The organism is Haloferax marisrubri (genome assembly GCF_001469875.2).
Classification (GTDB): domain Archaea; phylum Halobacteriota; class Halobacteria; order Halobacteriales; family Haloferacaceae; genus Haloferax; species Haloferax marisrubri.
The window spans coordinates 339,016-363,457 of sequence record NZ_LOPW02000017.1 but is presented as its reverse complement, the minus strand read 5'-3'; the positions used below and the strand labels follow the sequence as shown (position 1 = coordinate 363,457).

General features: G+C 68.9%; 24 protein-coding genes. 18 read left to right on the top strand and 6 right to left on the bottom strand.

Translation table 11 applies throughout. The features are described 5' to 3' along the window. Positions 1 to 224: 224 nt before the first annotated feature. The 3 genes from AUR65_RS14055 (at position 225) to AUR65_RS14045 (ending at position 4,940) form a co-directional block, all read left to right on the top strand. The gene (locus tag AUR65_RS14055) at positions 225 to 668 is read left to right on the top strand and encodes a hypothetical protein (RefSeq protein ID WP_058567458.1); all 444 of its coding nucleotides are present in this window, start codon (positions 225 to 227) and stop codon (positions 666 to 668) included. Between the two features lie 111 nt (positions 669 to 779). Then, complete coding sequence (locus AUR65_RS14050; RefSeq protein WP_233194376.1) at positions 780 to 2,426, top strand: COG1361 S-layer family protein; 1,647 nt, start codon at positions 780 to 782, stop codon at positions 2,424 to 2,426. Positions 2,427 to 2,429: 3 nt separating this feature from the next. After that, positions 2,430 to 4,940: an efflux RND transporter permease subunit gene (locus tag AUR65_RS14045; protein ID WP_058567457.1), complete on the top strand. Its 2,511-nt coding sequence runs from the start codon at positions 2,430 to 2,432 to the stop codon at positions 4,938 to 4,940. A gap of 62 nt (positions 4,941 to 5,002) precedes the next feature. On the opposite strand, the gene AUR65_RS14040 is transcribed toward AUR65_RS14045, so the two are convergent. Further along, positions 5,003 to 5,242: a hypothetical protein gene (locus AUR65_RS14040; RefSeq protein ID WP_058567456.1), complete on the bottom strand. Its 240-nt coding sequence runs from the start codon at positions 5,240 to 5,242 to the stop codon at positions 5,003 to 5,005. A 76-nt stretch (positions 5,243 to 5,318) separates the two neighbouring features. Further along, complete coding sequence (locus tag AUR65_RS14035) at positions 5,319 to 5,603, bottom strand: acylphosphatase (RefSeq protein ID WP_058567455.1); 285 nt, start codon at positions 5,601 to 5,603, stop codon at positions 5,319 to 5,321. Positions 5,604 to 5,789: 186 nt separating this feature from the next. On the opposite strand from AUR65_RS14035, the gene AUR65_RS14030 reads away from it, so the two are divergent. The 6 genes from AUR65_RS14030 to AUR65_RS14005 all read left to right on the top strand — a co-directional run bounded on the left by AUR65_RS14030 (position 5,790) and on the right by AUR65_RS14005 (position 14,181). Next, on the top strand, positions 5,790 to 7,151 hold the full coding sequence (locus tag AUR65_RS14030) for a phosphopentomutase/phosphoglucosamine mutase (RefSeq protein WP_058567454.1): 1,362 nt from the start codon (positions 5,790 to 5,792) through the stop codon (positions 7,149 to 7,151). A 185-nt stretch (positions 7,152 to 7,336) separates the two neighbouring features. Beyond that, a complete protein-coding gene (locus tag AUR65_RS14025) occupies positions 7,337 to 8,467 on the top strand; it encodes a BMP family lipoprotein (protein WP_058567453.1) in 1,131 nt (376 codons plus the stop codon). Positions 8,468 to 8,691: 224 nt separating this feature from the next. After that, positions 8,692 to 10,251, top strand: coding sequence for an ABC transporter ATP-binding protein (locus AUR65_RS14020; RefSeq protein ID WP_058567452.1), 1,560 nt, complete (start codon positions 8,692 to 8,694; stop codon positions 10,249 to 10,251). Beyond that, positions 10,248 to 11,507: an ABC transporter permease gene (locus tag AUR65_RS14015; RefSeq protein WP_058567451.1), complete on the top strand. Its 1,260-nt coding sequence runs from the start codon at positions 10,248 to 10,250 to the stop codon at positions 11,505 to 11,507. Before AUR65_RS14020 ends, AUR65_RS14015 begins: the two co-directional genes overlap by 4 nt. Beyond that, positions 11,504 to 12,607 carry an ABC transporter permease gene (locus AUR65_RS14010; protein WP_058567450.1) on the top strand — a complete coding sequence of 368 codons (1,104 nt, stop codon included), beginning with the start codon at positions 11,504 to 11,506 and terminating at the stop codon, positions 12,605 to 12,607. The genes AUR65_RS14015 and AUR65_RS14010 overlap by 4 nt, the downstream gene beginning before the upstream one ends. Positions 12,608 to 12,765: 158 nt before the next feature. Continuing rightward, a complete protein-coding gene (locus AUR65_RS14005) occupies positions 12,766 to 14,181 on the top strand; it encodes a geranylgeranyl reductase family protein (protein ID WP_058567449.1) in 1,416 nt (471 codons plus the stop codon). Here the strand turns inward: AUR65_RS14005 and AUR65_RS14000 are convergent. Both AUR65_RS14000 and AUR65_RS13995 read right to left on the bottom strand, forming a co-directional pair. After that, positions 14,156 to 15,391 carry a sensor histidine kinase gene (locus tag AUR65_RS14000; protein WP_058567448.1) on the bottom strand — a complete coding sequence of 412 codons (1,236 nt, stop codon included), beginning with the start codon at positions 15,389 to 15,391 and terminating at the stop codon, positions 14,156 to 14,158. The two genes, AUR65_RS14005 and AUR65_RS14000, sit on opposite strands and share 26 nt — an antisense overlap. A gap of 149 nt (positions 15,392 to 15,540) precedes the next feature. Further along, positions 15,541 to 16,824 carry an amidohydrolase gene (locus tag AUR65_RS13995; protein ID WP_058567447.1) on the bottom strand — a complete coding sequence of 428 codons (1,284 nt, stop codon included), beginning with the start codon at positions 16,822 to 16,824 and terminating at the stop codon, positions 15,541 to 15,543. Positions 16,825 to 16,952: 128 nt separating this feature from the next. Here AUR65_RS13995 and AUR65_RS13990 point away from each other — a divergent pair, with 128 nt between their 5' ends. Beyond that, positions 16,953 to 18,503, top strand: coding sequence for a Na+/H+ antiporter NhaC family protein (locus AUR65_RS13990; protein WP_058567446.1), 1,551 nt, complete (start codon positions 16,953 to 16,955; stop codon positions 18,501 to 18,503). After that, entirely contained in the window at positions 18,500 to 18,763 is a 264-nt protein-coding gene (locus tag AUR65_RS13985) for a DUF7513 family protein (protein WP_058567445.1), read from the top strand. The genes AUR65_RS13990 and AUR65_RS13985 overlap by 4 nt, the downstream gene beginning before the upstream one ends. 63 nt (positions 18,764 to 18,826) lie before the next feature. Here the strand turns inward: AUR65_RS13985 and AUR65_RS13980 are convergent, their stop codons facing one another. Then, positions 18,827 to 19,156, bottom strand: a complete 330-nt coding sequence (locus AUR65_RS13980; protein WP_004969907.1) for an uS10/mL48 family ribosomal protein — start codon at positions 19,154 to 19,156, stop codon at positions 18,827 to 18,829. A gap of 158 nt (positions 19,157 to 19,314) precedes the next feature. Between AUR65_RS13980 and AUR65_RS13975 the strand changes: the two genes are divergently transcribed. The 3 genes from AUR65_RS13975 (at position 19,315) to AUR65_RS13965 (ending at position 21,557) form a co-directional block, all read left to right on the top strand. Then, positions 19,315 to 19,770, top strand: a complete 456-nt coding sequence (locus AUR65_RS13975; protein ID WP_004977131.1) for a bis(5'-nucleosyl)-tetraphosphatase — start codon at positions 19,315 to 19,317, stop codon at positions 19,768 to 19,770. A 181-nt stretch (positions 19,771 to 19,951) separates the two neighbouring features. Continuing rightward, positions 19,952 to 20,932, top strand: a complete 981-nt coding sequence (locus AUR65_RS13970) for a DUF5787 family protein (protein WP_058567444.1) — start codon at positions 19,952 to 19,954, stop codon at positions 20,930 to 20,932. A gap of 25 nt (positions 20,933 to 20,957) precedes the next feature. Next, positions 20,958 to 21,557: a class I SAM-dependent methyltransferase gene (locus tag AUR65_RS13965; protein ID WP_058567443.1), complete on the top strand. Its 600-nt coding sequence runs from the start codon at positions 20,958 to 20,960 to the stop codon at positions 21,555 to 21,557. Positions 21,558 to 21,575: 18 nt separating this feature from the next. On the opposite strand, the gene AUR65_RS13960 is transcribed toward AUR65_RS13965, so the two are convergent. After that, positions 21,576 to 22,076, bottom strand: coding sequence for a DUF5797 family protein (locus tag AUR65_RS13960; protein WP_058567442.1), 501 nt, complete (start codon positions 22,074 to 22,076; stop codon positions 21,576 to 21,578). Positions 22,077 to 22,175: 99 nt separating this feature from the next. Here AUR65_RS13960 and AUR65_RS13955 point away from each other — a divergent pair, with 99 nt between their 5' ends. From AUR65_RS13955 to AUR65_RS13940, 4 genes are all read left to right on the top strand, one after another. Then, complete coding sequence (locus AUR65_RS13955) at positions 22,176 to 22,949, top strand: enoyl-CoA hydratase/isomerase family protein (RefSeq protein WP_058567441.1); 774 nt, start codon at positions 22,176 to 22,178, stop codon at positions 22,947 to 22,949. Between the two features lie 124 nt (positions 22,950 to 23,073). Continuing rightward, complete coding sequence (locus AUR65_RS13950; RefSeq protein WP_058567440.1) at positions 23,074 to 23,331, top strand: hypothetical protein; 258 nt, start codon at positions 23,074 to 23,076, stop codon at positions 23,329 to 23,331. Between the two features lie 95 nt (positions 23,332 to 23,426). Then, positions 23,427 to 23,747, top strand: coding sequence for a transcription factor S (locus tag AUR65_RS13945; protein WP_049905217.1), 321 nt, complete (start codon positions 23,427 to 23,429; stop codon positions 23,745 to 23,747). A gap of 40 nt (positions 23,748 to 23,787) precedes the next feature. Further along, entirely contained in the window at positions 23,788 to 24,429 is a 642-nt protein-coding gene (locus AUR65_RS13940) for a hypothetical protein (RefSeq protein ID WP_058567439.1), read from the top strand. The last annotated feature ends 13 nt before the right edge of the window (positions 24,430 to 24,442 follow it).

Genomic DNA, 24,442 nt, shown 5'->3' with positions numbered 1-24,442 from the left:
CAGAATACCCAGCCCAGCCCAATGCGTGATTCAGTGCCAGCACGCAGTCGGTCGCGCCTCCCGCTGCCTCTACTCGGGTTCGACGGCCCCGCCCCGGGCTCGAACCCGACCGTTTCAACGCCCTGAGCGCCCGCCGCGGTCGGCGCGTCGCCCTGTTCTCGCCTGATTTCGAGCCCCGAGTCTGCGGCCCGAAGCTACATCTACGACCCATCCTAACCCCGCGTATGTACACCGGCAGGACGGACCAGCCCTGCTGTCTCTGCGACGACCCGAAGACGGTCGCCCGAATCGCGGTCCCGCCGCGGGCGGTGACGCTCATGGAGAACGCCGCCCCCATCGCGTGGCGCGACATCGTCGGCGACGTGACGCTCCAGTTCTGCGAGAGCGACTGGGAACTCGTCACCGAGTTGGTCTTGGACCTCGGCATGCACCCCCTCTCTCGGTGTAACGTCGCCCGCGCGGACTTCAGCATCCGCGAGGACTTCGAGGCGCTCCTGAACAGCACCCGCGACGAACCCGACCAGACCGAACAGGAAGACCGCATGCTCGCCGAGGCCCGCGCCGTCATCGACGACGCCGACGACCCGATGGTCGAGGAACGCGACCTCGTGGAGGCCCACGTCGTGGTCCGCGCGATGGCCGAACTCGGCGTCGACCGGACCGCGTGAGTCGCCTCCGCTGAGGCCGCCGGAACCGACGACACGAACCTTCTCGCCCGGCTGACTGTCTCGAACGGGGCGAATATCGTATTTCCCCGCAGAGAACGTATCAGCGACCAGTTGGGTCGGTCCGTCGCCGCCCCCGCGCCGATATCCGCGGACCCGGACGCCGTCGGTGCCGCTCGCCGGGACCTCACGATGAAGAGTTACACCGCTATCTTGGTCGCCGTACTGCTCGTCCTCGCCGCGCTCCCGGTTTCGGTCGCCGGCCAGCAAGCCGAGCCGAACCACGTCCCCGTGTTCCGCGCCTACGTGGTCGACCCGGTGGTCGAACCCGGCGTCGAGACGACGGTGCGAGTGGTGTTCGCCAACGACCCGGTGGACACCGAAGACGTAGCGAAGCCCGCGGAGAACGTCCGCGTCAGGCTCTCCCCGCGAAACACGCCCTTCACCGTCAGGACCGGCGACCTGTTCGTCGGCACGATGAACGACAGCGACACCCGCGAGGTCGCCTTCCGGGTCGAGGCCCCCGAGAACGTCGCCGCGGGCGAGTACAACCTCCGCCTCGACGTGTTCTACGAGTTCGACAACGCCCACCGCCGCGTCTACCGCCTCGACGTGCCCGTCCGAATCGAAGAGCGCGTGCGGTTCGCCGTCGTCGGCGCGGACTCGTCGGTCCCCGTCGGCGGCAGCGGCGCGGTCGCGCTGACCCTGCGGAACACGGGGGAACTCGACGCGCGCAACGCCGTCGTCGCGGTGACCGCCCAGTCGGTCGACGTGAGCTTCGACGGCGCGCAGACCGCGAGCAGTTTCGCCGCCGACTGGCCCGCCGGCGAGAACCGGACCTTCGTCTACGACGCCACGCTCGACTCCGAGGCGTCCGTCCGCGGCTACGTCCTCGGCGTCGCCGTCGCCTACGAGGACCCCGACGGCGCGCGCCGACAGTACCCCGACCTCGCCGCCGGGTTCATCCCCTCGCCCAAGCAGTCCTTTTCCGTCGCGGACGTGACGAGCACGCTCCGCGTCGGCGACGAGGGCCGAATCGAGGGCGTCGTCGTCAACGACGGGTCGGCCCTCGCGCGCAACGCGGTCGTGACGCTCTCGCTCCCCGAGGGGAGCGCGACGGCGACCGAGACCGAGTACGCCCTCGGCGACCTCGAACCCGGCGAGCGCGTCCCGTTCTCGTTCGACGTGGGAATCTCGGACGACGCGGACGCCGGCCCCCGGCAGTTCACCGCGACCGTCGCCTACCGCGACGCCGAGGGTGACCGGCGCACCGGCGACGACATCGACCTCCGGGTCGCCGTCGCCGCCGCGACTCCCGAGTTCGGCGTGACCGTCGACGAGGGCACCGTCGCGCCGGGCCGGAACGGGCAACTCCGCGTGACGGTCGTCAACGACCGCGACGAGACGCTCACCGACATCTCCGCGAAGATATACCTCGAAGACCCCCTCTCGTCTACCGACTCCGAGGCGTTCGTGGACGAACTCGCGCCCGGCGAGTCGGCGACGCTCGTGTTCGACGTGTCGGCCGCCCGCGGCGCGCTGGAGAAGGACTACCCGGTCGAACTCGACTTCCGCTACGACGACGGGGCGGGCGAGACGACCATCTCCGACGCCTACCGCGTGCCCGTCCGCGTCGAGGCCCCCGAAAACGGCGGCGGCCTCCCGTTCGGTCTCTCGGCCCCGCTCGTCGGCGCGGCGGTCCTCCTCGCGGCGGTCGGCGGCGCGGGCTTCCTCGTCGTCCGCCGGCGGGGGCGGCGCTGAGCCGTGGCCCGACTGGAGTTCCAGCGGTTCGTCGACTGGGTCGACCACCGCATCGTCAACCGCTCGCGGCGCGTCATCCTCGTCTTCCTCGTCCTCACGCTGGTGTTCGGGGCGGGGCTGAGCGCCGTCTCGACCGAGGCCGGGACCGAGCAGTTCGCCGAGGAAGTGCCCGCCGAGGAGGCGTTCGCGCGCGTCTCCGAGGAGTTCTCGCCGCGGTTCGAGGCCGGGACCGGAAGCACGCAACTCATCCAGCGCGCCCCGAACGTCCTGACGAAGCGCGAACTCCTGCGGATGCTGGAGGCCCAAAAGCGCCTCTCGGACCGTGACGACCTCCGCGTCATCGGCACCGCCAGCGCCGCCACCGTGGTCGCGGAGACGCTCGACCCGGACGCCGACGACCTCGACGCACAGATTGCGGCGCTCGAACGCGCGACCGACACCGAGGTCGCCGCCGCGGTCCGCGAGAACGCCGACAACGAGCGCTTCACCGGCCTCCTCGCCGACGACTTCAACCCGACCGCGGCGAGCGCCTCGGCGACGATTGCGGTCGTCACGCACTCGGTTCCGCTGGCCGACGAGGCCGGGGCGGGACAGGGCGGCGAGAGCCCGCTCACCCCGATTCAGCGGACCGCCACGCGGGTCGTCGCCACCGTCGGCGGCGACATCTCCGTCTTCGGGTCGGGCGTCATCGCCGACGAGTTCGGGACGGTCATCGCCGACTCGCTCGTCCTCGTCGTGCCCGCGGCCGTCGTCTTCATCCTCGTCTTCCTCGTCGTCGCCTACCGCGACCTCGTGGACCTGCTGTTGGGGACCGCCGCGCTCGGGATGGCCCTTGTCTGGACGTTCGGCTTCCTCGGCCTCGCGGGCATCCCGTTCAACCAGATTATGATAGCCGTGCCGCCGCTGCTCCTCGCGGTCGGCATCGACTTCGGCATCCACGCGGTCAACCGCTACCGCGAGGACCGCGCCGACGGGTTGGCCGTCGGCGAGGCGATGCGACAGGCGACGGACCAGCTCCTCGTGGCGTTCTTCATCGTCACCGCGACCACCGTCATCGGCTTCCTCTCGAACCTCGTGAGCAACCTCACGCCGATTCGTGACTTCGGCGTCGTCGCGGCCATCGGCATCGTCTTCACCTTCCTCGTGTTCGGCGTGTTCCTCCCGGCGACGAAAGTCGAGGTGGACAGGCTCCGCGAGCGCTACCCGATTCCGACGTTCAGCCAGTCGCCGCTCGGCCGCGAGGGGAGTTCGCCCGGGACGGCCCTCCGAGTCGGCGTCGCGCCCGCCCTCCGCGCCCCCGCCGTCGTCCTCGTCGTCGCGCTCGTCCTCTCGGGGTCGGCGATGTGGTACGCCACCGGCGTGGACACCGAGTTCGGACAGGAGGACTTCCTGCCGCCCGCGGAGGCCCCGGCGTACCTGAAATCCCTCCCAGAGCCCTTCGCGCCGGGCGACTACAGCGTCGTCGCCGACATCGAGTTCCTCGAAGAGCGCTTTTCGTCCTCCCAAAGCGGGGTCGTGACGGTGTATCTGGAGGGCCGACCCACGGACGACGCCTACCTCGAAACGCTCGACCGGGTCGCACAGGACCCGCCGGACACCTTCATCGTCGAGGACCGCCGCGCCGACTCGACGAGCGTCCTCACGGTCATCGACGACGAGGCCAGAGAGAACCCCGAGTTCGCCGCGCTCGTCGCGCGCCACGACCGGGACGGCGACGGCGTCCCCGACCGGAACCTCGCCGAGGTGTACGACGCGCTGTTCGCCACCGACTCGGCCGCCCGCGCCGGCGAGTACCTCGCCGACGACTACCGGAGTTCGCGCGTGGACTACCGCGTGCGGGCCGACGCGGACGACGACGCGGTCGTCGCCGACGCCCGCGAGGTCGCCGCGCGCTTCCGCGGCCCGAGCACCGCCACCGGCGCGGTCGTCGTCTTCTCGGCCATCTCGGACCTCATCCTCGACTCCGCGGTGCAGAGCCTCGCCATCTCGATGGCCGGCACCGGCGCGTTCCTCGTGTTCGTCTACTGGTGGCTCGAACGCCGCCCGTCGCTCGCGCTCGCCAACCTCGTGCCCATCCTCGTCGCGGTCACGTTCGTCGCCGGGACGATGCGACTCGCCGGCATCTCCTTCAACGCCTTCACCGCGACGGTGCTCGCGCTGACTATCGGCCTCGGCGTGGACTACTCGGTCCACGTCGTCCACCGCTTCGTGGACGAGCGCGCCGACCACGACCTCGAAACCGCGCTCGACCGGACGGTCCGCGGCACCGGCGGCGCGCTCGCGGGCAGCATGCTCACGACCGTCTTCGGCCTCGGCGTGCTCGTCCTCGCGGTGCTCTCGGTCCTCGGCCAGTTCGGCCTGCTCACCGCCGCGAGCATCGTCTACTCGTTCCTCGCGTCGATGCTGGTGTTGCCCTCGGCGCTGGTCCTCTGGGACCGGTTCAGCGGCAACGACCCGCTCGTTCCCCTCGGCGGCGTCGAACGCGACTCCGGCGCAGCGGCGACCGCCGACTGAGGGTCGCGTCGACGCTCACGCCCCGCTCGTATTCCCGCTCCTGCTCGTATTCCCGTTCCTGCTCACATCCCGGTTCCCACGCCGAACAGCCGCGTCGACCCCCACGAGAGGACGACGATGCCGACGATGAACACCGCGAGCGCGGCCATCATCGGAAACGGGTCGAGCGACGGCCCGCCGAGGAACGGCCCGCGGACGATGAGAAACGAGGTGCCCATCGAGAGGCCGAGTCCGACGCTCGTGACGAGCGTGAAAAACAGTTTTGCGACGCCGATTCCCCGCGTGTCGTTCCGGAAGCGCATGGGGACAGGTTCCCCGAACCCCGCTTGAACGATTTGGCCGTCTCGTTGATGTTATCGGCCGGCTGTCGGGTTCCCGTCAGCGCTCGACCCGGAAGCCGGTCTCGCCGTCCGGCTCCTCGTAGGTGACTTCCACGTCCTCGACGGTCGCCATCGGACTCCCCTCGTGGCACCACTCGACCATCGCCTCCACGTCGTCGCGGGGGCCCTCGAAGACGGCCTCGACGCGGCCGTCGGAGAGGTTCTTCACCCAGCCGTCGACGCCGCGGTCGCGGGCGGTGTCGCGGGTCGTCGCCCGGTAGTAGACGCCCTGTACGTGTCCCGAGACGTAGACGTGCGCGCGGGTTCGACCGTGCTCGCTCATGGCCCCCGATTCGTCGCCCGTCGCCAAAGGCGTGCTGCCTCGGGCGGCCGGTTCGGTGTCTCCGCCGGCGGCCCGGTCGCCGTCGCTCTATCCCCCGCCGCGACCGCCGTGACCGCCCCGTGCGCCCGCCTCGCACGCATCCAGCGAACCGTCAGCATCTAAGTACGACCCCCACAACGCTGGACTATGGAACTCTTCGGCACCGCCGGTATCCGCGGGAGCGCGACGGAGCGAGTCACGCCGGAACTCGCCCTCAGCGTCGGCCGCGCCGCCGGCCTCGCCGCGCTCGAATCGGACGCGCCCGCCGAGTTCGTCGTCGGCCGCGACGGACGAACGACCGGGCAGGGCCTCGCCGCCGCCGTCGAGGCCGGACTGCTCTCCGCCGGCGCGGACGTGACCCGCGTGGGCGTCGTCCCGACCCCGGCGCTCGCGTTCGCCTCGCGGGGTCGCCGCGGCGTCATGCTCACCGCCTCGCACAACCCCCCGACGGACAACGGCATCAAGATGTTCGTCGACGGGCAGGAGTACGACCGCGACCTCGAACGCGACATCGAGACGCGGGTCGAGGCGAACGCGTCCCCGGCCGACTGGGACGACTGGGGCGCGACGGGGACGAGCGGCGTCCTCGACGCCTACCGAAGCGCTATCGTCGAGTTCGCCAGCCGGCACGGGGCGGACCTCGACGGCCTCAACGTCGCCGTCGACTGCGGCAACGGGATGTCTGCGCTCGGCACGCCGCAGGTCCTCCGCGACCTCGGCGCGCGCGTCGTCACGCTCAACGGGCAGATAGACGGCCACTTCCCCGGCCGCGAGTCGAAGCCGACGCCCGAGACGCTCGCTGACCTCATCGCGTTCGTCGCCGACGGCGACTTCGACTTCGGCATCGGCCACGACGGCGACGCCGACCGCATCGTCATCATCGACGGGAACGGCGAGGTCGTCCACGAGGACACCGTCATCGCCATCGTCGCCGAGCATTACGTCCGCGTCGCCGACGCCGACGACCCCGTCGTCGTCACGACGCCGAACGCCTCAGGCCGCATCGACGAGCGGGTCCGCGAGGCCGGCGGTCGCGTCGAGCGCGTCCGACTCGGCGCGCTCCACGAGGGCATCGCCAGCGCCCGCGCCGGCGGCGGCGACGTGGTGTTCGCGGCCGAGCCGTGGAAGCACATCCACCCGTCGCTCGGCGGCTGGATAGACGGCGTCGCCTCGGCGGCGCTCATCGCCCGCCTCGCCGCCGAGTCCGGCATGGCCGGCCTGCGCGAACCGGTCACGGAGCGCCCGTACCGCAAAGTGAGCGTCCCCTGCCCCGACGAGAAGAAGCGGGCGGCGATGGCGGCGCTCGAAACCTCGCTCCCCGAGGCGATGGCCCCCGAGTCGGTCGATACCGAGTACGGCGTCCGACTGGAGTTCGCCGACGCGTCGTGGACGCTGGTTCGCCCGTCGGGCACCGAACCCTACATCCGCGTGTACGCGGAGGCCGACGACGTTGACGCGCTCGTCGACGAGGTGACGGCGGTCGTCGAAGCCGAAATCGAGGACGCCTGAGCGGACACGAGGCGGTTTCGCCCCGGCGGACGCGACTCGGCGCGGCGCGAACTCGACGCCCGCGGACGTGAACCGCGGACCCGTTCTCGGCGGTTTGCAAACATGGTGATGCGACGCTGTTGAAACCGCGAAACGACACCTTTATGCAATTTTCGCGGCCCCTGTCTCAATAGGAGTTCATAGATATGGACAGACGTTCTTTTGTCAAAGCGGCAGGGGTTGCGGGCATCGCGGGCCTCGCAGGTTGTACGGGCGGACCGTCCGAGGGGAGCCAAGAGACGACGGCGACGACGACCGAGTCGTCCGGCGGCGAGGAAACCACGGCGGCCGAGCAGACGACCGAGGAGTCCGGTCCGTCGGCCTACGTCGGCATGGTTTACGCGCTCGGCGGTCTCGGTGACAAGTCGTTCAACGACGCCGCGAAGCGCGGCATTGAGGAGGCGACCTCGGAGTTCGGCGTCGAGTACGACGAGGCGCAGCCCTCGGCGGCCGAGGAGTTCCCGCAGTTCCAGCGCCGGTTCGCGCAGTCGTCGAACCCGGACTACGACCTCGTGTCGTGTATCGGCTACGCGCAGAAGTCCGCGCTCGCCGAGACGGCACCGAACTTCCCGGAGCAGAACTTCATGATCGTCGACGACACCGTCGACGAGGACAACGTGGCGAGCTATCTGTTCCGCGAGGAGCAGGGCTCGTTCCAGGTCGGCTACCTCGCCGGTCTCCTCACCACGCAGGAGTTCTCGGCTGGCTCCGGTTCGACGACGCCCGACTCGAAGAACGTCGGCTTCGTCGGCGGCGTCGACGCCCCGCTCATCCGGAAGTTCCAGGCCGGCTTCGAGGCCGGTGTGGCGCACGCGGACGAGGAAATCACGGTCGACGCGGCCTACGCCGGGTCGTTCTCCGACTCCGCGAAGGGGAAGGAAATCGCCACGTCGATGTACGACAACGGCGCGGACATCGTCTACCACGCGGCGGGCGGCACGGGCCTCGGCGTCTTCCAGGCGGCGAAAGAGCAGGGTAAGTTCGCCATCGGCGTCGACTCCGACCAGTCGCAGACCGAACCGAACTACTCCGACGTCATCCTCGCGTCGATGGTCAAGCGCGTCGAGTCGGCGGTGTACACCTCCGTCGAGAACGTCGTCAACGACGAGTTCAACGGCGGCACCACGACGACGCTCGGCCTCGAAGAGGACGGCGTCGCCGCCGTCTACGGCGCGGAACTCGGCTCCGAAATCCCGCAGGACGTGAAGGACTCGCTCTCGGAGTCCCGCGAGGCCATCATCGCCGGCGACATCGAGATTCCGACGACGACCGAGTAATCCCGCGACCCGACACTCGCATTTCTTTCGACGCCGCGTCCCGAGCGACGGCATCCGGAATGATGGGGCCAATATTGCCGGTTCCGCACCGCGGACAGCCGAACATGCCCGTGGGTTGAACAGTTCGAATCCACCGAGAATCGCCGCGACGCTCCGTGTGGACCACTCCCGCGCCGACTCGAATCCCACGAGTTTAAGCGAACCCCCCCGAAAAAAGGCTCAAGATGAGCACCGCTGTTCATCTCGACGAAATCACAAAACGGTTCCCCGGCGTCGTGGCGAACGACGACGTGGACCTGACCGTCGAGCGCGGCACGGTGCACGCACTTCTGGGAGAAAACGGGGCCGGAAAGACGACGTTGATGAACATCCTCTACGGGCTCTACGAACCCACGGAGGGGACCGTCCACGTGGACGGGGAACCGCGGGACTTCGACTCGCCCGCGGACGCTATCGACGCCGGAATCGGTATGATTCACCAGCACTTCATGCTGGTCGACCCCATGACGGTCGCCGAGAACATCGTCCTCGGCAACGAACCGCGCAAGTGGTTCGGCACGACCGTCGACCGGGAGCGCGCGCGCCAAGAGGTCATCGACCTCTCGAACCGATACGGATTCGACGTGAACCCCGACGACGCCATCGAGGACGTGAGCGTCGGCGTTCAACAGCGCGTCGAGATTCTGAAAGCACTCTACCGCGGGGCCGACATCCTCATTCTGGACGAGCCCACCGCGGTCCTCACCCCGCAGGAGGTCGAAGAGCTGTTCCGCGTCTTCGAGGAGCTGACCGCACAGGGCAAGACGATTATCTTCATCAGCCACAAGCTCGGGGAGGCCATGCACGCCGCCGACGACATCACCGTCCTCCGAAACGGGAAGAACGTCGGCACCGTGAAGGCCGACGAGACGTCCAACGAGGAACTCGCCGAACTGATGGTCGGCCGCGAGGTCCTCCTCGAACCGAAGGCCGAACCGCAGGAACCGGGCGACGAGGTGCTCTCGGTGCAGCACCTCTCGGCCAAGGACAACCGCGGCATCCCCGCGGTCTCCGACGTGTCGTTCGACATCCGCGAGGGCGAGGTGTTCGGCATCGCCGGCGTCGACGGCAACGGCCAGTCGCAGTTGGTCGAGGCCATCACCGGCCTGCGGACGCCGACCGAGGGATCGATTTCCTACAAGGGCGGAGACATCACCGACGCCTCCCGCCGCTCCCGCATCGCCGACGGGATGGCGTACATCCCCGAAGACCGCCACGAGCGCGGGCTCGTGATGGACTTCGACCTCGTCCAAAACGGCATCCTCGGGAGCCAGCACAGCCCGACGTTCGCCGCCGACGGCCGGATAAACTGGTCCGACGCGCGCGACCACGCGGAGCGAATCATCGACGAATACGACGTTCGACCGCCACACGCCGACGCCGACGCGGAGTCCTTCTCCGGCGGCAACCAACAGAAGTTCATCGTCGGCCGCGAGTTCGAACGCGAACCGGACCTCGTCGTCGCCACCCACCCGACCCGCGGCGTGGACATCGGCGCGATGGAGTTCATTCACGAGCGGCTGTTGACCCTCCGAGCGGAGGGGAAGGCGGTCCTCCTCGTCTCCTCGAAACTCGACGAGGTGCAGGGCCTCTCGGACCGTCTCGGCGTCATGCACGACGGCGAACTCATGGACATCGTAGACCCACGCAACACCACCGAAGAAGAGATCGGCCTGCTCATGGCCGGCGAACGCCCCAACGCCGCCGAGACCGACGCGGAACCGCCGGTGGGTGACGCCCAATGAGCGCGGCCGAGAACGCGAAGGCCGTCCTCCGGCGGCTGACGGCCGCCTCCGCGACGGAGCGCATCCTTATCAGTTTCGCCGCGCTCATCATGGCCGTGCTCGTCGGCGCGGTCATCATCCTCGTCTCCGGCCGCATCACGACGTGCCAGACCGCGGCGACGACGCTGTTCGGCACCGGCTTCTGTTACGACCCCGTCGAAGTGTACCTCGTGCTGTTCAACGGGGCGCTCGGCGAGCCGTTCCTCCTGAACGACCCCGCGCTGTTCAACCCCGACTGGAACCCGCTGAACTTCGGGTTCGCGCTCACGCTCAAGGAGACGACGCTCCTCATCTTCACCGGCCTCTCGGTCGCCGTCTCCTTCCGCGCGGGCCTGTTCAACATCGGGACGCAGGGACAGCTCGTCCTCGGCGGCCTCGCGACGGCGCTGTTTTCGTTCTTCGTCGCGCCGCTGCTCCCGTCGGGACTCGTCGGCGGCCTCATCCTGATTCCGCTCGCCGTCGTCATCGGCGCGCTCGTCGGCGGCCTCTACGGCGCGATTCCCGGCGCGCTCAAGGCCTACGCCGACGCCAACGAGGTCATCACGACCATCATGCTGAACTTCATCGCGGCGCAGATCGCGTTCGTCCTCGTCAGCGAGTTCTTCGGGAACCCCGACTCGCAGGTCGTCGAGACGACGCCGATTCCCGACTGGGCGACGCTCCTCCCGGTGGCGTTCCCGCAGGGCGGCGACTTCTCGATTCTCGCGCTCGCGTTCGGCCTCGCGCTCGTCGTCGCCGTCTGGTTCCTGCTCGAACAGACCTCGTTCGGGTACGACCTCCGGACGAGCGGCGAACAGCCCGAGGCCGCCGAGTACGGCGGCGTCGACGCCAAGCGCACGACCGTCACGAGCATGTTCCTCTCCGGCGCGCTCGGCGGCATGGGCGGCGCTATCTGGGTGCTCATGGTCATGGGCAAGTGGCAGGCCGGCGTCCCCGCGCTCGGGTTCGACGGCATCACCGTCTCCATCCTCGCGGGGAACAACCCGTTCGGGGTCGTCCCGGCGGCGCTCCTGTTCGGGACGCTCAAATCCGGCTCGCTCGCGGTCCAGTTCGGGACCGGCGTCCCGAAACAGCTCGTCGGCGTCCTCCGCGGCCTCATCATCCTGTTCGTCGCGATGCCCGAGTTCTTCCGCATGCTCGGCTCCACCATCGACCTCGAACCGGACCGCGAGACCGTGGCCACGGACGGCGGCCGCCTCGGAGGTGACGACGAATGAGTACGACCACTATCGACCGGCTCCGCGACACCGAACTGTCTTACAGAGCGACCCTCGCCGGCGGGGCGCTGAGCGTCTTCCTGCTCATCGCGCTCCTCGGTCTCGCGTTCCCGAGCAGCATCTGGGGCAACTTCCTCGCCATCCTCACGAGTCGGAGCACGCTCTCGTCGGCGCTCCGGCTCTCGGTGCCCATCACCTTCGCCGCGCTCGGCGGTATCTTCTCCGAGAAGGCCGGCGTGGTGAACATCGGACTGGAAGGCCTCCTCATCATCTCGGCGTTCACCGCGGTCATCACGACGGCCGTCGTCGGCCCCGAGATGACCGTCGTCGGTCTCCCGGCCATCTGGATCGGCTTCTTCGCCGGCATCCTCTCGTCGGTGCTGTTCTCGGCGCTGTTCGCCGTGGTCTGCATCCGCTTCAAGGCCGACCAAATCATCGCCGGCCTCGCCGTCTGGCTCATCGCGCTCGGCCTCGCGCCGTTCGCGGCGACCGTCTACTACGGCGGCGTCAACACCGACAACCTCGGGACGACCCTCGGGACGTGGACGATTCCCGTCCTCTCGGACATCCCGTTTTTCGGCGCGTTCTTCGACGCCGACCCCGCGGTGTACATGATGCTCGTCGCGGTCCCGGCGTCGTGGTACGTCCTGAACCGCACGGCGTTCGGCCGCCACGTCCGCGCGTCCGGTGAGAACCCCAAGGCGCTCGACACCGTCGGCGTCGACGTGAGCCGCGTCCGCTACGCGGGCGTGCTCCTCTCGGGCTTCCTCGCCGGCATCGGCGGCTCCGCGCTGTCGCTCGGTCTCGGCCAGTTCGTCGGGAACAACCAGACGATGGTCAACGGGAAGGGCTTTATCGCCATCGTGGCGTACCTCTTCGGGAACTACAACCCCATCGGCGCGTTCGGCGCGTCGTTCCTCTTTGCGGGGCTGGAGGCCGCCCAGATTCGCCTCCAGCAGGTGCCCGGCTACGCCATCCCCGACTCGCTCATCCAGACGATTCCGTACGTGACGGTTCTCGTCATCCTCGCGCTCGTCGGCCGCACCCGCATCCCGGAGGCGGCGGGCGAGCACTACGACACCGGCGACGACAACCGCTGAGCGGCCCGGAACCCTCGCGTTTCCGTTCTCTCTTTCCTGTTTCTCCGTTTTCGCCCGTTCGAGCGCCGCGTCTCGGTGGGGTCGGCCCCCGTCGGACTCGGCTCGCGCGGTCGGTGCGGGAGTAAAGAGTTTTCAGCCCGCGATATGGAGGTGATACCATGTCCACAGACGAGAACGACACCGCCGAGGAGTCCTCGGCGAGCCCACGGACCCAGTCCGTGGACGTGGTGGTCGTCGGCGCGGGAACCTCCGGCTGTTACGCCGCCGCCACCATCGCGAACGCGGGCTACGACGTGACCATCGTCGAGCGAAAGCCCGCGGAGGAAGCGGGGCACATCGCCTGCGGGGACGCCCTGAAAGGTGCTGACGCCTTCCCCGAGGCGATTCCGAAGTCGAAAATCGAGCCCGCGTTCACCAACACCGAGGTCGACCACGGCCGCTTCGAGATTCCGCAGGAGGACACCGTCCTCGACATCCCGGTCCCCGGCGAACTCGCCGTCATCGACCGCTGGGAGTACGGCCGTCTCATCATCGAAGGCGCGGAGGAGGCCGGCGCCGAACTCCACTACGACACGGTCGTCCAAGACGTGAAACAGGACGACGACGGCACCGTCACCGGCATCGTCGGCAAGCACGACGGCGAGGTCGTCGAGTACGACGCCGACATCGTCATCGACGGCGCTGGCTCGCTGTCGCTCCTGCAGGACAAGGTGGACTTCTCCGACGCCACCTTCGACACGAACGTCTCCTACCAGCACTTCTCGTCGGCGTACCGCGAGGTCGTCGAGGTTCCCGAACCCGTCGAGTGGTCGGACGCGCTCGTGTTCAAGCCGGCCGACATCGCCGCGGGCTACGTCTGGTACTTCCCGCGGACGGAGACGACCATCAACGCCGGCCTCGGCTTCCAGATGACCGAAGATCCGATGAAACTCGTCGACGACCTGAAGCAGGACCTCCGCGAGCGCCCCGAGTTCGAGGGCGCGGAGGTCATCGACAAACTCGGTGCCGCCCTCCCGACCCGCCGACCCTACGACTCGGCGACCGCGCCGGGGTACATGGCCGTCGGCGACGCCGCGGCCCACGTCAACCCGACGACCGGCGGCGGCATCGCCGGCGCGGCCTACGCCGGCAAGTACGCCGGCGAGCAGGCCGCTATCGCGCTCGAAGCGGGCGACGTGGGCGAGGAGATGCTCTGGCGCTACAACCAGCGCGTCATGGACCACTTCGGCGGCCGCTACGCCAGCCTCGACGTGTACAACATCCTCTCGACCGCCGTCGACGTGGACGACCTGATGGGTCTCATCGCCTCCCTCCCCGGCGAGAAGCTCGCAGAAGCGCTCTACTCCGGGACGACCTCGTTCGGTCCCGTCCTCCTCGCGCAGACCGCGGCGTCGAGCTACGGTCACTGGAACCAGATTTACGAGTTCTTCAAAATCAAGCGCCTCGCCGACGAACTGCTGGCCCACTACGGCCGCTATCCGAGTCGGCCGAGCGCCCTCGAAGGGTGGAAAGTCGAGCGGGACCGCATCATGGACGACATCTACGAACTCACGGGCGCGGACCCGAAGTACTGACCCCGGACTCCTCCGCGAACGAGACGTTTCGGAACTCGAACCGGGCACCGCCCTTTTCGCCGGTCGTCGCCGTCACCTCCCAGCCGTGGGCGTCGGCGACGCCGGCGACGATGGCGAGGCCGAGACCGGTCCCACGCGGGTCGGTCGTGTAGCCCGACTCGAAGATGCGCTCTTGTTCTTCCGGCGGGATGCCGGGGCCGTCGTCCTCGACGAAGAAGCCGCCCTCCAGCGGGCCGACGCGGACGTTGACGCCGGGCGACCCGCCGTCGGTGGCGTCGGGAACCGGTCGTCTGACCCCCGGATTCGGTGCCTCGTCGGGCGACGGTCGGCTCCCTGCCGAACTGTGCTCGACGGCGTCGTCGGACGAAATCCGACTGCCCGTGGAACCGTGTTCCACGGCGTCGTCGGACGCGTTCCGGCGGCTCGTCGAGCCGTGTTCGACCGAGTTCCGAAAGAGGTTCTCGAAGACCGCGGTGAGCCGCCCTCTGTCGGCGAGCAACTTCGCGTCGGCCTCGACGGTGAGCCCCGAGGCCCCGAGGCTGGTGTTCGTCACCGCGTCGGCGGCCACGGTGGCGAGGCTGACGGGCTCGACCTCGCCGACCGACTCGCCGGCTCGGGCGAGCTGTAACACGTCCTGGATGAGCGCCTCCATCCGGTCGTGGGCGTCGGCGACCGTCGAGAGGTGTTCGGTTCCGTGGCCCTCGCGGGCGAGTTCGAGCCGCATCTGGGCGACGTTCAGCGGGTTTCTGAGGTCGTGGGTAACGACCGACGCGAACTGGTCGAGCCGGTCGTTGCGGCGGCGCAGGTCCGACTCGCGGGCGTCGCGGTGGGTCGACCACCGAAACGCGCCGACCGCGAGCGCGACCGACCCGACGAGGAGCGTCCCGTCTTCGAAGACGAGCGTGAACGCCTCGGGTTGGGTGACGACCTCGTCGACCGCGTCGGTGACGGCGTAGACGGTGAACAGCGCGGTTCCGGCGTACAGCGGCCGCCAGACCGCCTGCGTGTCGCGGACGCTGCCGATGACGAACGCGCCGGCGACGGGAATCGGAATCAAGAGGAGTTCGACGGCGAACCGGAGCCAGCGCGTCTCGGGGCTGTCGGGGAAGGCGACGACTTGGACGACCGCGACGCCGACGGCGAGGCCGACGACTGCGAGACCCGGACGTAGGTCGGCGTCTTCGGTCGATTCGTCTCCGAGGAGCCCCATCGCTGGCGGCTATGCACGGGGGGGACAAATAACCGCTGGCGGTTCGTCGCGGACGCTTCGGCCGAGCGCGCGCCGGTTCCGTCGGGTCGCGGCGGGCGGAGGTCGCTCGAACGACGCTCTCGGCGCGTCTCAGGCTCGTCTTCGTCGGCTCAGGGTCGGTCGGCCGCGATTCGTTCGACGCTTCCGGCGAGCACGTCGACGGCGATGCGGATGGTCGCTTCGTCCACGTCGAACGTCCGGGTGTGGTGGCCGCCGGGGTGGTCGGTGCCGACGCCGACGTAGGCCGCGAGGCCGCCGTGGTCCTGCACGCGCTGCATGAGGTAGGTCGCGTCCTCGCTCCCGCCGAGGTCGTCGCGGTCGAGGATGGAGTCGACGCCCTCGACGCCCTCGCTCACGCCGCCGACGATGGCCGCGAGCGCGTCGTCGCTCCGGGCGCTCGGCGCCTTCCCTTCGACCCCGATTTCGACCTCGCAGTCGTGCATCGCGGCGGCCGACTCGATGACGGTGTGGGCGCGGTCTTCCATGTACTCCATGAGTTCGGTCGTCGCGCCGCGGACCTCGCCCTCGATGAACGCCTCCTCGGCGACGATGTTCGTGGCGGTGCCGCCGCCCATCAGACCGACGTTGACGCGGGTCGCGCCGTCGGAGTGCCGGGAGATGCCGTAGAGGTTCTGGACGGCCGCCGCGGCCGCGAGGTTCGCGTTCTTTCCCTCCTCCGGCTTCGCGCCCGCGTGGGCCGGCGCGCCGGTGAACTCGGCGCGGAAGTGCGACACCGCGAGGAAGCCGTCGATACCGCAGACGACCTCGCCGGTCGGGTGGTCGAGGCCGACGTGGAGCGCGAGCAGGTAGTCCACGTCGTCGAGGTGGCCGCCCTCGGCGACGGCCTTGCCGCCGGCGACGAGTTCCTCGCTCGGCTGGAAGAACACCTTGAACGTCCCCTCGAAGTCGGAGTCGAGGACGGCGTCGAGGACGCCGAGCCCGATTGTCGCGTGGGCGTCGTGGCCGCAGGCGTGCATGAAGCCCTCGTTCTCGGAGCGGAAGCCCTCGGCAGTCGGGAGGTGGTCGCCGTCCTCGGACTCGGTGATGGGGAGCCCGTCGATATCGACGCGGAGGCCGACGGTCGGGCCTTCGCCGCGTTCGACGACCGCGACCGCGCCGGTGTAGCCGCCGGCGAGGCGGTCGAGGACGTCCTCGCGCGCGCCGGCCTCGCGGGCACGCTCGACCCATGCGTCGATTTCGGCGTCGTCGGGGACGGCCATGCGCTCGTCGGCGTCGAGTATCTCCGGGCCGACGTAGAGCGCGTCGAGGTCGCGCGTCTCCAGTTCGTCGACGAGGCGGGCGGTGGTGTAGAACTCGCGCCACGCCGGTTCGGGGTGGCGGTGCAGGTCGCGGCGAAGCGAGACGAGGTCGTCCATCGTCGCTCGGTGGCTCATGTCTGGACTCTTTTGCCCCGGCGATGATAAACGCTCCCGACGTTTCGTGGCCGAGAAACGCAAGTTTGGAAGAAATAGTTGGAGGAAATTCGTGCCTATTATATACCCCAGTCAATCTCTGACAAACGATGCCAGAAGAACCGGACATCGAGCTCAGTTTCCGCGGCGGGCGCCTCGTGAGCGCCCTGCCCATCGCCCTGTTCATCGCGTGGGCGATTTTCCAGAGCGGTATCCTCGGTATCGGCGATACGACCGGCCTCGTCGCGGGGATGCTGACAGGACTCATCGCGGGACTGCTGTTCGTCCGGGGAGACTGGAAGGACTACGCGGACGTCATCTTCGCCGGCATGACCCGTCGGGTCGCCGCGACGGCGGTCGTCGCGTGGCTCTGGGCGGGCATGTTCGCAGAGACCATTCAGGTCGGTGGCTTCGTGGACGGCCTCGTCTGGGCGGCCACGGTCCTGAACGTCGGTCCGGGGCTGTTCCCGGCGGTGACGTTCCTGCTCGCGGCGCTGTTGGCGACCGGTATCGGCACCGGCTACGGCACCGCAATCGCCTTCACGAGTCTCGTCTTCCCGGCGGGACTGCTCCTCGGCGCGAACCCCGTGTTGCTGTTCGGCGCGATTCTCTCCGGCGCGGTGTTCGGGGACAACCTCGCGCCCGTCAGCGACACCACCATCGTCTCCGCGGTCACGCAGGACGCCGACATCGGCGGTGTCGTCGCGTCCCGCGTGAAGTACGCCGTCGTCGCGGCGGCGCTCGCAATCGCGGCGTACCTCGTCGCCGGCTTCGGTATCCCCGGCGTCTGGGGCGGTATGCCGCACATCGACGTGGCCGGTGAGGTTTCGGCGTCGGTGTCGCCGTGGGGGCTCGTCCACCTGCTCGACATCGCCCTCGTCATCGTCCTCGCCGTCCGCGGCCGACACATCATCGAGGCCGTCTCGTGGGGGCTGCTCCTCGCGGCGGCGTTCAACGTCGCGCTCGGCGCGGCGAACCTCGTGGACGTTTCGGCCGGGAGCATGCTCCTGTTCAGCGCGCCGCAGAACGGCCTGACGCAGGCGGTCGAGGCGCTCCCGCTCGTCGGGGCCGTCGTCGAGACGGTCCCCGCGGGACAGGTCGGCGTCGGCGGGAGCGTCTACTCCGGCGCGGCCGGCTTCTTCCCGCTTATCGTCCTGACGCTCTTGCTCGTCGCGGGCGCGGAAATCATGCGCGCCGGCGGCGGCTTCGACGCGATTCAGGAGCTCGTCATCGACCGCGTCGCCACGACGGTCCGCCGCGCGGAGACCACGATGGTCGTCGGGACGGCGCTCGTCAACGCGACGGTCACCATCAACACGGCGGCCGAAATCGCCATCGCGCCCTACATCGCCACCCTCGGCAAGCGCTTCAACATCAACGGCTACCGCCGCGCCAACATCCTCGACGCCAACACCTCGGCGCTCGGGTACATCTTCCCCTGGGGCGGCGGCCTGCTGGCCGGCTACGGGGCCATGCAGGGCCTCGTCGGCGGCGAGGCGACGCCGTGGTTCACGGCCGAGATGCTCGTGAACCCCGCGTCGGTCTTCCCCTACGTGTTCCACGGTTGGTTCCTCGTGGCGGTGTTCCTGTTCGCCGCGTGGACCGGCTACGGCCGCGAGTACGTCTCTGACCGCACGAGTGAGGAGGTGAGCCGCGTATGAGCCGCCTCGGCAAGCTCTTGGCCGGCTGGACGTTCCGCACCGCGACACCGACGTTCGAACCCGGCGAGGTCATCACGGCCTACGTCAGCGAGCGCAACGGCGACGGGCTCACCGTCCGCATCGGCGACTCGGTCATCCGGGTCGAAGACGGCGAGGACGCGGCCGTCGAGGACAAGATTCGGCTTGAGGTCACGTCGTTCGACGCGGCCAACCACGTCGGTACCGGTGACGTGGTCGAGGTGCTCGGACCGGACGTCTGAGCGGCCGAAAAACCGGGGCGAAAAAGCGCAGCCCGCGTCTCTTTTTGCGTTCCGTCGCCGCCGTCAGCGACGGTGACCGAGCGGTTTCTTCTGTTCGACTTCGATTTCGAGGTGGACGCTGTCGGGGAACTCCTTGAGGCCGACCTCGCGGGCGATTTGGTCCGCGCCGTGGATTTCGAGCCGACGGGTGTACACGGGGTAGGACCACGACGAGAACTGATCGCCGGGCTGGAGCGTCCGGTACTGCGGGACGCTCACCTGTTTCGGCTGGTCGGAGTGAGGGCCGCGGCACTCCGCGCCCTTCCGCTCGATGAACTGCTTGAGGTCGTCGACCACTCGGTCGAGGACCGCCTTATCACCGCTTTGAAAGGTGAGTTTCGTGACGAAGGCCATAGCTGGGTACTACTGCTTGTTGCACGCTCCGACGGTAAAAGCGCATCTACACGAACCGGGACTGCTGGGCTCCACACACCGAATCCCGAGTAAAAAACCGTGCGAACGCGCTACAGCCTCCGATACCCTCTTAAAGGGTGGCACGTTTATTTCGGGTAATGGCAGTCGAAGCGGTCAGCGCTGGAGCCATTCTCTTCCGCGACACCCGCGGCCGGAGGGAGTACTTACTCCTGAAGAGCCGTCCCGGGGACTGGGAGTTCCCGAAAGGCGGGGTCGAAGGGGACGAGGAGCTTCAGCAAACGGCAATCAGGGAGGTCAAAGAGGAGGCTGGAATCCAAGATTTCCGCCTCATCGACGGCTTCCGCGAGGACTACAGCTACGTCTTCGAGGCGAACGGTACGACGATTCACAAGACGGTCCACCTCTTTATCGCACGCTCGTTCGAGGCGTCCGCGGAGCTCTCGACGGAGCACCGCGACCTCCAGTGGCGCGACTACGAGCAGGCCATCAACACCATCACGCAGGACGGCCCCCGCGAGATATTCGAGCGCGCCCACGAGTTCCTCGACGAACTCGCCGAGCGGAACGAGGGCGAACACAAGTACCTGAAGTAGCGTCGGTCGGTTCGGCCGACGCCCGAGACGCGACGCCCGCGAGCGACAGCGCCGCGAGTCGGCGCGGGGGGCGCAGGCGGCGCGGACGGCAACACCCGCGGCGTCGGCTGCGTCGTCGTCGGGCCGCGCGCCGAAGCCGCCCGACCGAAACGCCTTCGGCTCCCCGCCGCAACTCCCGGTCGTGAGCGACGCCGCCGACCGCGACCCCGAGTTCGCCTTCGAGCTACGGGTCTGCCGCTGGGCCGAACTGGCGTGGCACCCCGACGGCCCGCGCCCCGCGTTCGTCGCCCGACAGCTCGGCACCCGAGAGCGCCGCTGGGACACCGTCGTCGTCGAGGTCGCCCCCGAGGCGTTCGCCGCCCGGCGCGCCCTCTCGACCGACGGCTTCGACTCGGACCTCCTGCGCGTCGTCCGCCACGCGCCCGCCGAGTGGGCGTGGTACAGAGACGCCATCCCCGAACCCGACTTCCCGTGGCGACACGTCGTGCCGGCGGTCCACCGCGCCGCGGGACTCGGGCTCGTCGAGAAGCGCCGCGGCTCGCGGAACCGCGTCGAGTACCGCCGGACCGCGCCGTACCCCGACTGGGTCGAGCGCGTCGTCGCCATCGAGAACAAGCCGAACCTCGACGCCAGCGCCGCCCGCGCGCTCGCCGACCAACTCGAACACGACGTGTCGCGGGCGCTCGCCGACGAGGTCTGGGTCGCCACCGAGGTGACGGGGCGACGGGTCGAACCCGCCCTGCTTGAGGACCTCCCGGTGGAAGTCGGCATCCTCGGCATCGACGGCGACTCGGCGGAGGTGCTGTGGCACCCGAGTTCGCTCTCGCCCGACCCGGCGGACGCCCGGCGGCGACTCGTCCTCGCCGAGCGCGCCTACGACCGCGGCTGGCGGAACTACGTGGACACGATGCGACCGGACTGCCGGCACTTCGAACTCGACCGGCGCGGCCGGGCGCTCGTCCCGCGGTGCGCCGCGAAAGACTGTTATCAGAGCCAGCGCGAGTGCGCCCACTCGTGTCCGTCGTTCGAGCCGGAGCCCCCGTCGTGGCGGATGAAGGGCTGGCCAATCGAGGGCGGCCCCGGGAAGGGCGTGCGACGGGTTCTGGAGGCGCGGCGCGAGCGCGCCAGAGACCGCGCCGAACGCGGTAGTGAGAACGCCTAAATCCGAGCCTCTCTGACCGAGCGATATGGAACGATTCCAGAACACGAGCCTGCCGGACTGGGACTGGTGGGGAAAGCTCTGGCCGACGCCGGGCGAGACGCTTCGGGAACTCGGGCTGTCGTCGGGCGATACCGTCGCCGAAATCGGCTGTGGAAACGGCTACTTCGCGCTCCCCGCGGCGCGAATCGTCGCGCCGGCCCCGGTGTACGCGGTCGACCTCGACGACGGACTGGTCGCGGAACTCGAACACCTCGCCGACCAGCAGCGCATCGACAACGTGGTGACGGTCCGCGGCGACGCCCGCGAGCTATCGACGCACCTCTCGGACCCCGTCGACGTGGCGCTCTTCGCGAACGCGTTCCACGGGGTCGACGACCGCGACGAGTTCCTGACGGAAGTCGCGTCGGTCCTCGCCGACGACGGCCGGTTCGTCGTCGTCAACTGGCGACCGCTCTCCCGGTCGGAGACGACAATCGCCGGCGAGCCCCGCGGCCCCCCGACCGACCTGCGTCTCGGTCCCGAGGAGACAGCGGAGATAGTCGAGGATGCGACCGACCTCGCGGTGACGGCGGAAATCGACATCCCGCCGTACCACTACGCGCTGGTGTTCGAGCGGCGAGCGTAGCGACCGCGGAAACGGGGATTAGACGACTTCCACGTCGACCTCGTCGCGCTCGACGGCGAGGCGGAACGTGGGGACGGTCCGGTAGACGACCTCGATGACGCCCTTCCGGCGGAGGCTCTGGAGGGCGCGGCGCACGTCGTCCACGTCGGGGTCGATGTCGAACTCGTCTCGGAGCTTGTTGAGGACGCTGACGACGCTCTCGGAGCGCTCGTCGGGGCCGGCGACGACCTCGAAGACGCGGGCTTCGAGCGAGGGGACGCGGATGACGCTCGGGACGGACTCGGCCTCGTCGTCGCCCTCGACGCCGGGTTCGACGCCGACGAGTTCGGCCGCCTCGGCCGTCGCGCGGATGAGGCTGTTGTCGTCGCGGTAGTAGTAGTCTTTCAGCTCGGATTCGAGGTAGCGGTGGACTTCGCTCCCGCTTTCGAGGTCCCAGCGGTTCTGTAACTCCTTGTTCTTCGTCGGCTGGAGCCGGACGATGTCGGCGAGGCGTTCTTTCGCCTCGTCGGAGAGCGTCATATCGGTGGATTCGACGGAGGGGGTATAACGTTGTTCTGGATTCTTCAGCGCGACCGCCGAACGTTAATTATTATCCCTGTCCCTTGCGTCGGCTCGACTATGAGCTGGGACACCCTCCGACTCGACTGGGACGGCGACGTGGCGACCATCACCATCGACCGCCCCGAGCAGATGAACGCGCTCAACGCGGACACGCTCGACGCGCTCGAAGACGCCCTCGACGAGGCCGAAGACGGCGGCGCGCGGGTGGTCGTCCTCACCGGCGCGGGCGAGAAGGCGTTCATCGCGGGCGCGGATATCAGCTACATGAAGGACATCGGGTCGCCCGCCGCGCAGGCGTACGCCGAGCAGGGCCACCGCATCGCGACGCGCTTGGAGGAGTTCCCCGCGCCGACCGTCGCGGCCATCAACGGCTACGCCTTCGGCGGCGGCATGGAGTTCGCGCTGGCGTGCGACCTCCGGGTCGCCTCCGAGCGCGCGCTCCTCGGGCAGACCGAAATCGACCTCGGCATCATGCCCGGCTGGGGCGGGAGCGTCCGCCTGCCGGCGCTCGTCGGCGACGAGGTCGCGCGGCGGCTCATCTTCTTCGGCGAGCGCATCGACGCCAGCGACGCCCACGAGTACGGCATCGTCGGCGAAGTCGTCGCCCACGACCAACTCGAATCGCACGTCGAGGAACTCGCCGCGGAACTCGCGTCGAAGCCGCGGCACGCCCTCGCGGGCGCGAAGGCCGCCATCAACATGTCCCACGACGCGCCGCGAGACGCCGCGCTCGACTTCGAGGCCCGCGTCTGGAGCGGCCTGTTCGGCACCCACGACCAGCGCGAGGGGATGGAGGCGTTCCTCGACAAGCGCGACCCAGACTTCGAATAGGAAAACGAGCGGGAGAATCCTTTTCGACGGCGTTATCGGCAACTCAGCCTCGCTATCTCCCCAATATAGTCGTGCTAGCACGGCTCCTACAACTGCTAATACGCTCTATGTATAATGAATAATCGTGCAAGAATCCATCACGCTCGGTCGCGTCGAATCCCTCCTCGAAGACCTCTCGTACCCGGTCTCGCGCCGGGACGCCGCGACTTCCCTCGACGGTGTGACGGTGCTCATGGCCGACGGGAACGCCGACCTCGGTGAGTTAGTCCGGAACTGCCTCACGAGCGAGTTCACCGACGCGAAGGACCTGTACTACGAACTGAACAACGCGATGCCCATCGAGGCGCTCGGCGAACCGGGGCAGTCCGACGGCGACGCCTGAGTCGCCCGCTCGGCACCGGCTTTTTTCAGCGCTCACCCCCGCGAGCGCGTCGCAATCCTGACGCTTAAGTCCTTCAAGCGGTAGGACGTACTATCATGGAGTTTTGCGACGACTGCGGGTCCCTGATGACGCCGCAAGACGGCGTTTGGGTCTGTCCGAACGGCCACGAGAAAGCGCGCGACAGCGAAAAGGAGAAGTCGATGGTCACGACCGAGGGCCAGGAGTCCAGCGAGGTCGTCGACATGTCCGACGTGGACAACGCCGACATCGGCCCGACGACGAAGACCATCTGTCCGAAGTGCGGCCACGACGTGGCGCGCTACGAGATGAAGCAGATTCGCTCGGCCGACGAGTCCGAGACGCGTTTCTTCACCTGCGTCGAGTGCGACCACAAGTGGCGCGAAGACGACCACTAAGCGACTCGCCTTTTTCAGCCCTCCGTCCGTAACGCGGGGTATGTCCGACGCGCTCGCCCCGCCGACGCTCCCGCCGCTCGACGGGTGGGTCCGCGTCAGCGACGCGACGGACCGCCCGTTCGAACTCGGTCCCGTCAGCGTCGTCGCCCGGACCGTCGTCTACGAAGACGCCGCCATCCGCGAGCGCGTCCCGGCGACCGCCGACGGCCCGTGGCGCTTTCTGTTCGCCAGCCGCCTCGAAATTCGGCCGCACACGCCGCCGTCGAAGGCGCTGACGAAACTCGTCGGCAAACGCGCGAGCGCCGGCTTCCGGTCGCGCCTCGAAGCCCGCGGCTTCTCCGACGTTCGGCGCGTCGAGTCGCGGACGCTCCGGGTGCGAGTCGGCGGCGGTGGCGACGAGACTGATTCCGCCGACGGCGAGCCCGATTCCAGCGGCGCGGAGACCGAAGCCGAGGCCGACGTGGTTCGCTACGCCGCGACCGTCGAACTCGCCGGGGTCGAACTCGCGGCCGACGCCTACCTCGCGGTGACGCCGGTCGACGGTGAGTTCCTCCTGACCGGCGGCGCGTACCCCCGCGAGGTCCGCGGCGGCGACGCGGAGACGGCGGCGGGGCTCCGCGAGGCAATCGACCCGGAGCGGTTCAGAGAAGAGTTGTTTCGCGTGATTCGCCGCGTCGGGTGAGACGACGCGAACG

Coding starts and splice junctions, on each gene's coding strand:
- AUR65_RS14005 (WP_058567449.1), top strand. CDS start 12,766: ATGTCCACAGACGAGAACGACACCGCCGAGGAGTCCTCGGCGAGCCCA.
- AUR65_RS13960 (WP_058567442.1), bottom strand. CDS start 22,076: ATGACGCTCTCCGACGAGGCGAAAGAACGCCTCGCCGACATCGTCCGG.
- AUR65_RS14000 (WP_058567448.1), bottom strand. CDS start 15,391: ATGGGGCTCCTCGGAGACGAATCGACCGAAGACGCCGACCTACGTCCG.
- AUR65_RS13940 (WP_058567439.1), top strand. CDS start 23,788: ATGTCCGACGCGCTCGCCCCGCCGACGCTCCCGCCGCTCGACGGGTGG.
- AUR65_RS13975 (WP_004977131.1), top strand. CDS start 19,315: ATGGCAGTCGAAGCGGTCAGCGCTGGAGCCATTCTCTTCCGCGACACC.
- AUR65_RS14040 (WP_058567456.1), bottom strand. CDS start 5,242: ATGCGCTTCCGGAACGACACGCGGGGAATCGGCGTCGCAAAACTGTTT.
- AUR65_RS14055 (WP_058567458.1), top strand. CDS start 225: ATGTACACCGGCAGGACGGACCAGCCCTGCTGTCTCTGCGACGACCCG.
- AUR65_RS14035 (WP_058567455.1), bottom strand. CDS start 5,603: ATGAGCGAGCACGGTCGAACCCGCGCGCACGTCTACGTCTCGGGACAC.
- AUR65_RS13945 (WP_049905217.1), top strand. CDS start 23,427: ATGGAGTTTTGCGACGACTGCGGGTCCCTGATGACGCCGCAAGACGGC.
- AUR65_RS14015 (WP_058567451.1), top strand. CDS start 10,248: ATGAGCGCGGCCGAGAACGCGAAGGCCGTCCTCCGGCGGCTGACGGCC.
- AUR65_RS13985 (WP_058567445.1), top strand. CDS start 18,500: ATGAGCCGCCTCGGCAAGCTCTTGGCCGGCTGGACGTTCCGCACCGCG.
- AUR65_RS13955 (WP_058567441.1), top strand. CDS start 22,176: ATGAGCTGGGACACCCTCCGACTCGACTGGGACGGCGACGTGGCGACC.
- AUR65_RS13980 (WP_004969907.1), bottom strand. CDS start 19,156: ATGGCCTTCGTCACGAAACTCACCTTTCAAAGCGGTGATAAGGCGGTC.
- AUR65_RS13990 (WP_058567446.1), top strand. CDS start 16,953: ATGCCAGAAGAACCGGACATCGAGCTCAGTTTCCGCGGCGGGCGCCTC.
- AUR65_RS14010 (WP_058567450.1), top strand. CDS start 11,504: ATGAGTACGACCACTATCGACCGGCTCCGCGACACCGAACTGTCTTAC.
- AUR65_RS13995 (WP_058567447.1), bottom strand. CDS start 16,824: ATGAGCCACCGAGCGACGATGGACGACCTCGTCTCGCTTCGCCGCGAC.
- AUR65_RS13965 (WP_058567443.1), top strand. CDS start 20,958: ATGGAACGATTCCAGAACACGAGCCTGCCGGACTGGGACTGGTGGGGA.
- AUR65_RS14030 (WP_058567454.1), top strand. CDS start 5,790: ATGGAACTCTTCGGCACCGCCGGTATCCGCGGGAGCGCGACGGAGCGA.
- AUR65_RS14025 (WP_058567453.1), top strand. CDS start 7,337: ATGGACAGACGTTCTTTTGTCAAAGCGGCAGGGGTTGCGGGCATCGCG.
- AUR65_RS14020 (WP_058567452.1), top strand. CDS start 8,692: ATGAGCACCGCTGTTCATCTCGACGAAATCACAAAACGGTTCCCCGGC.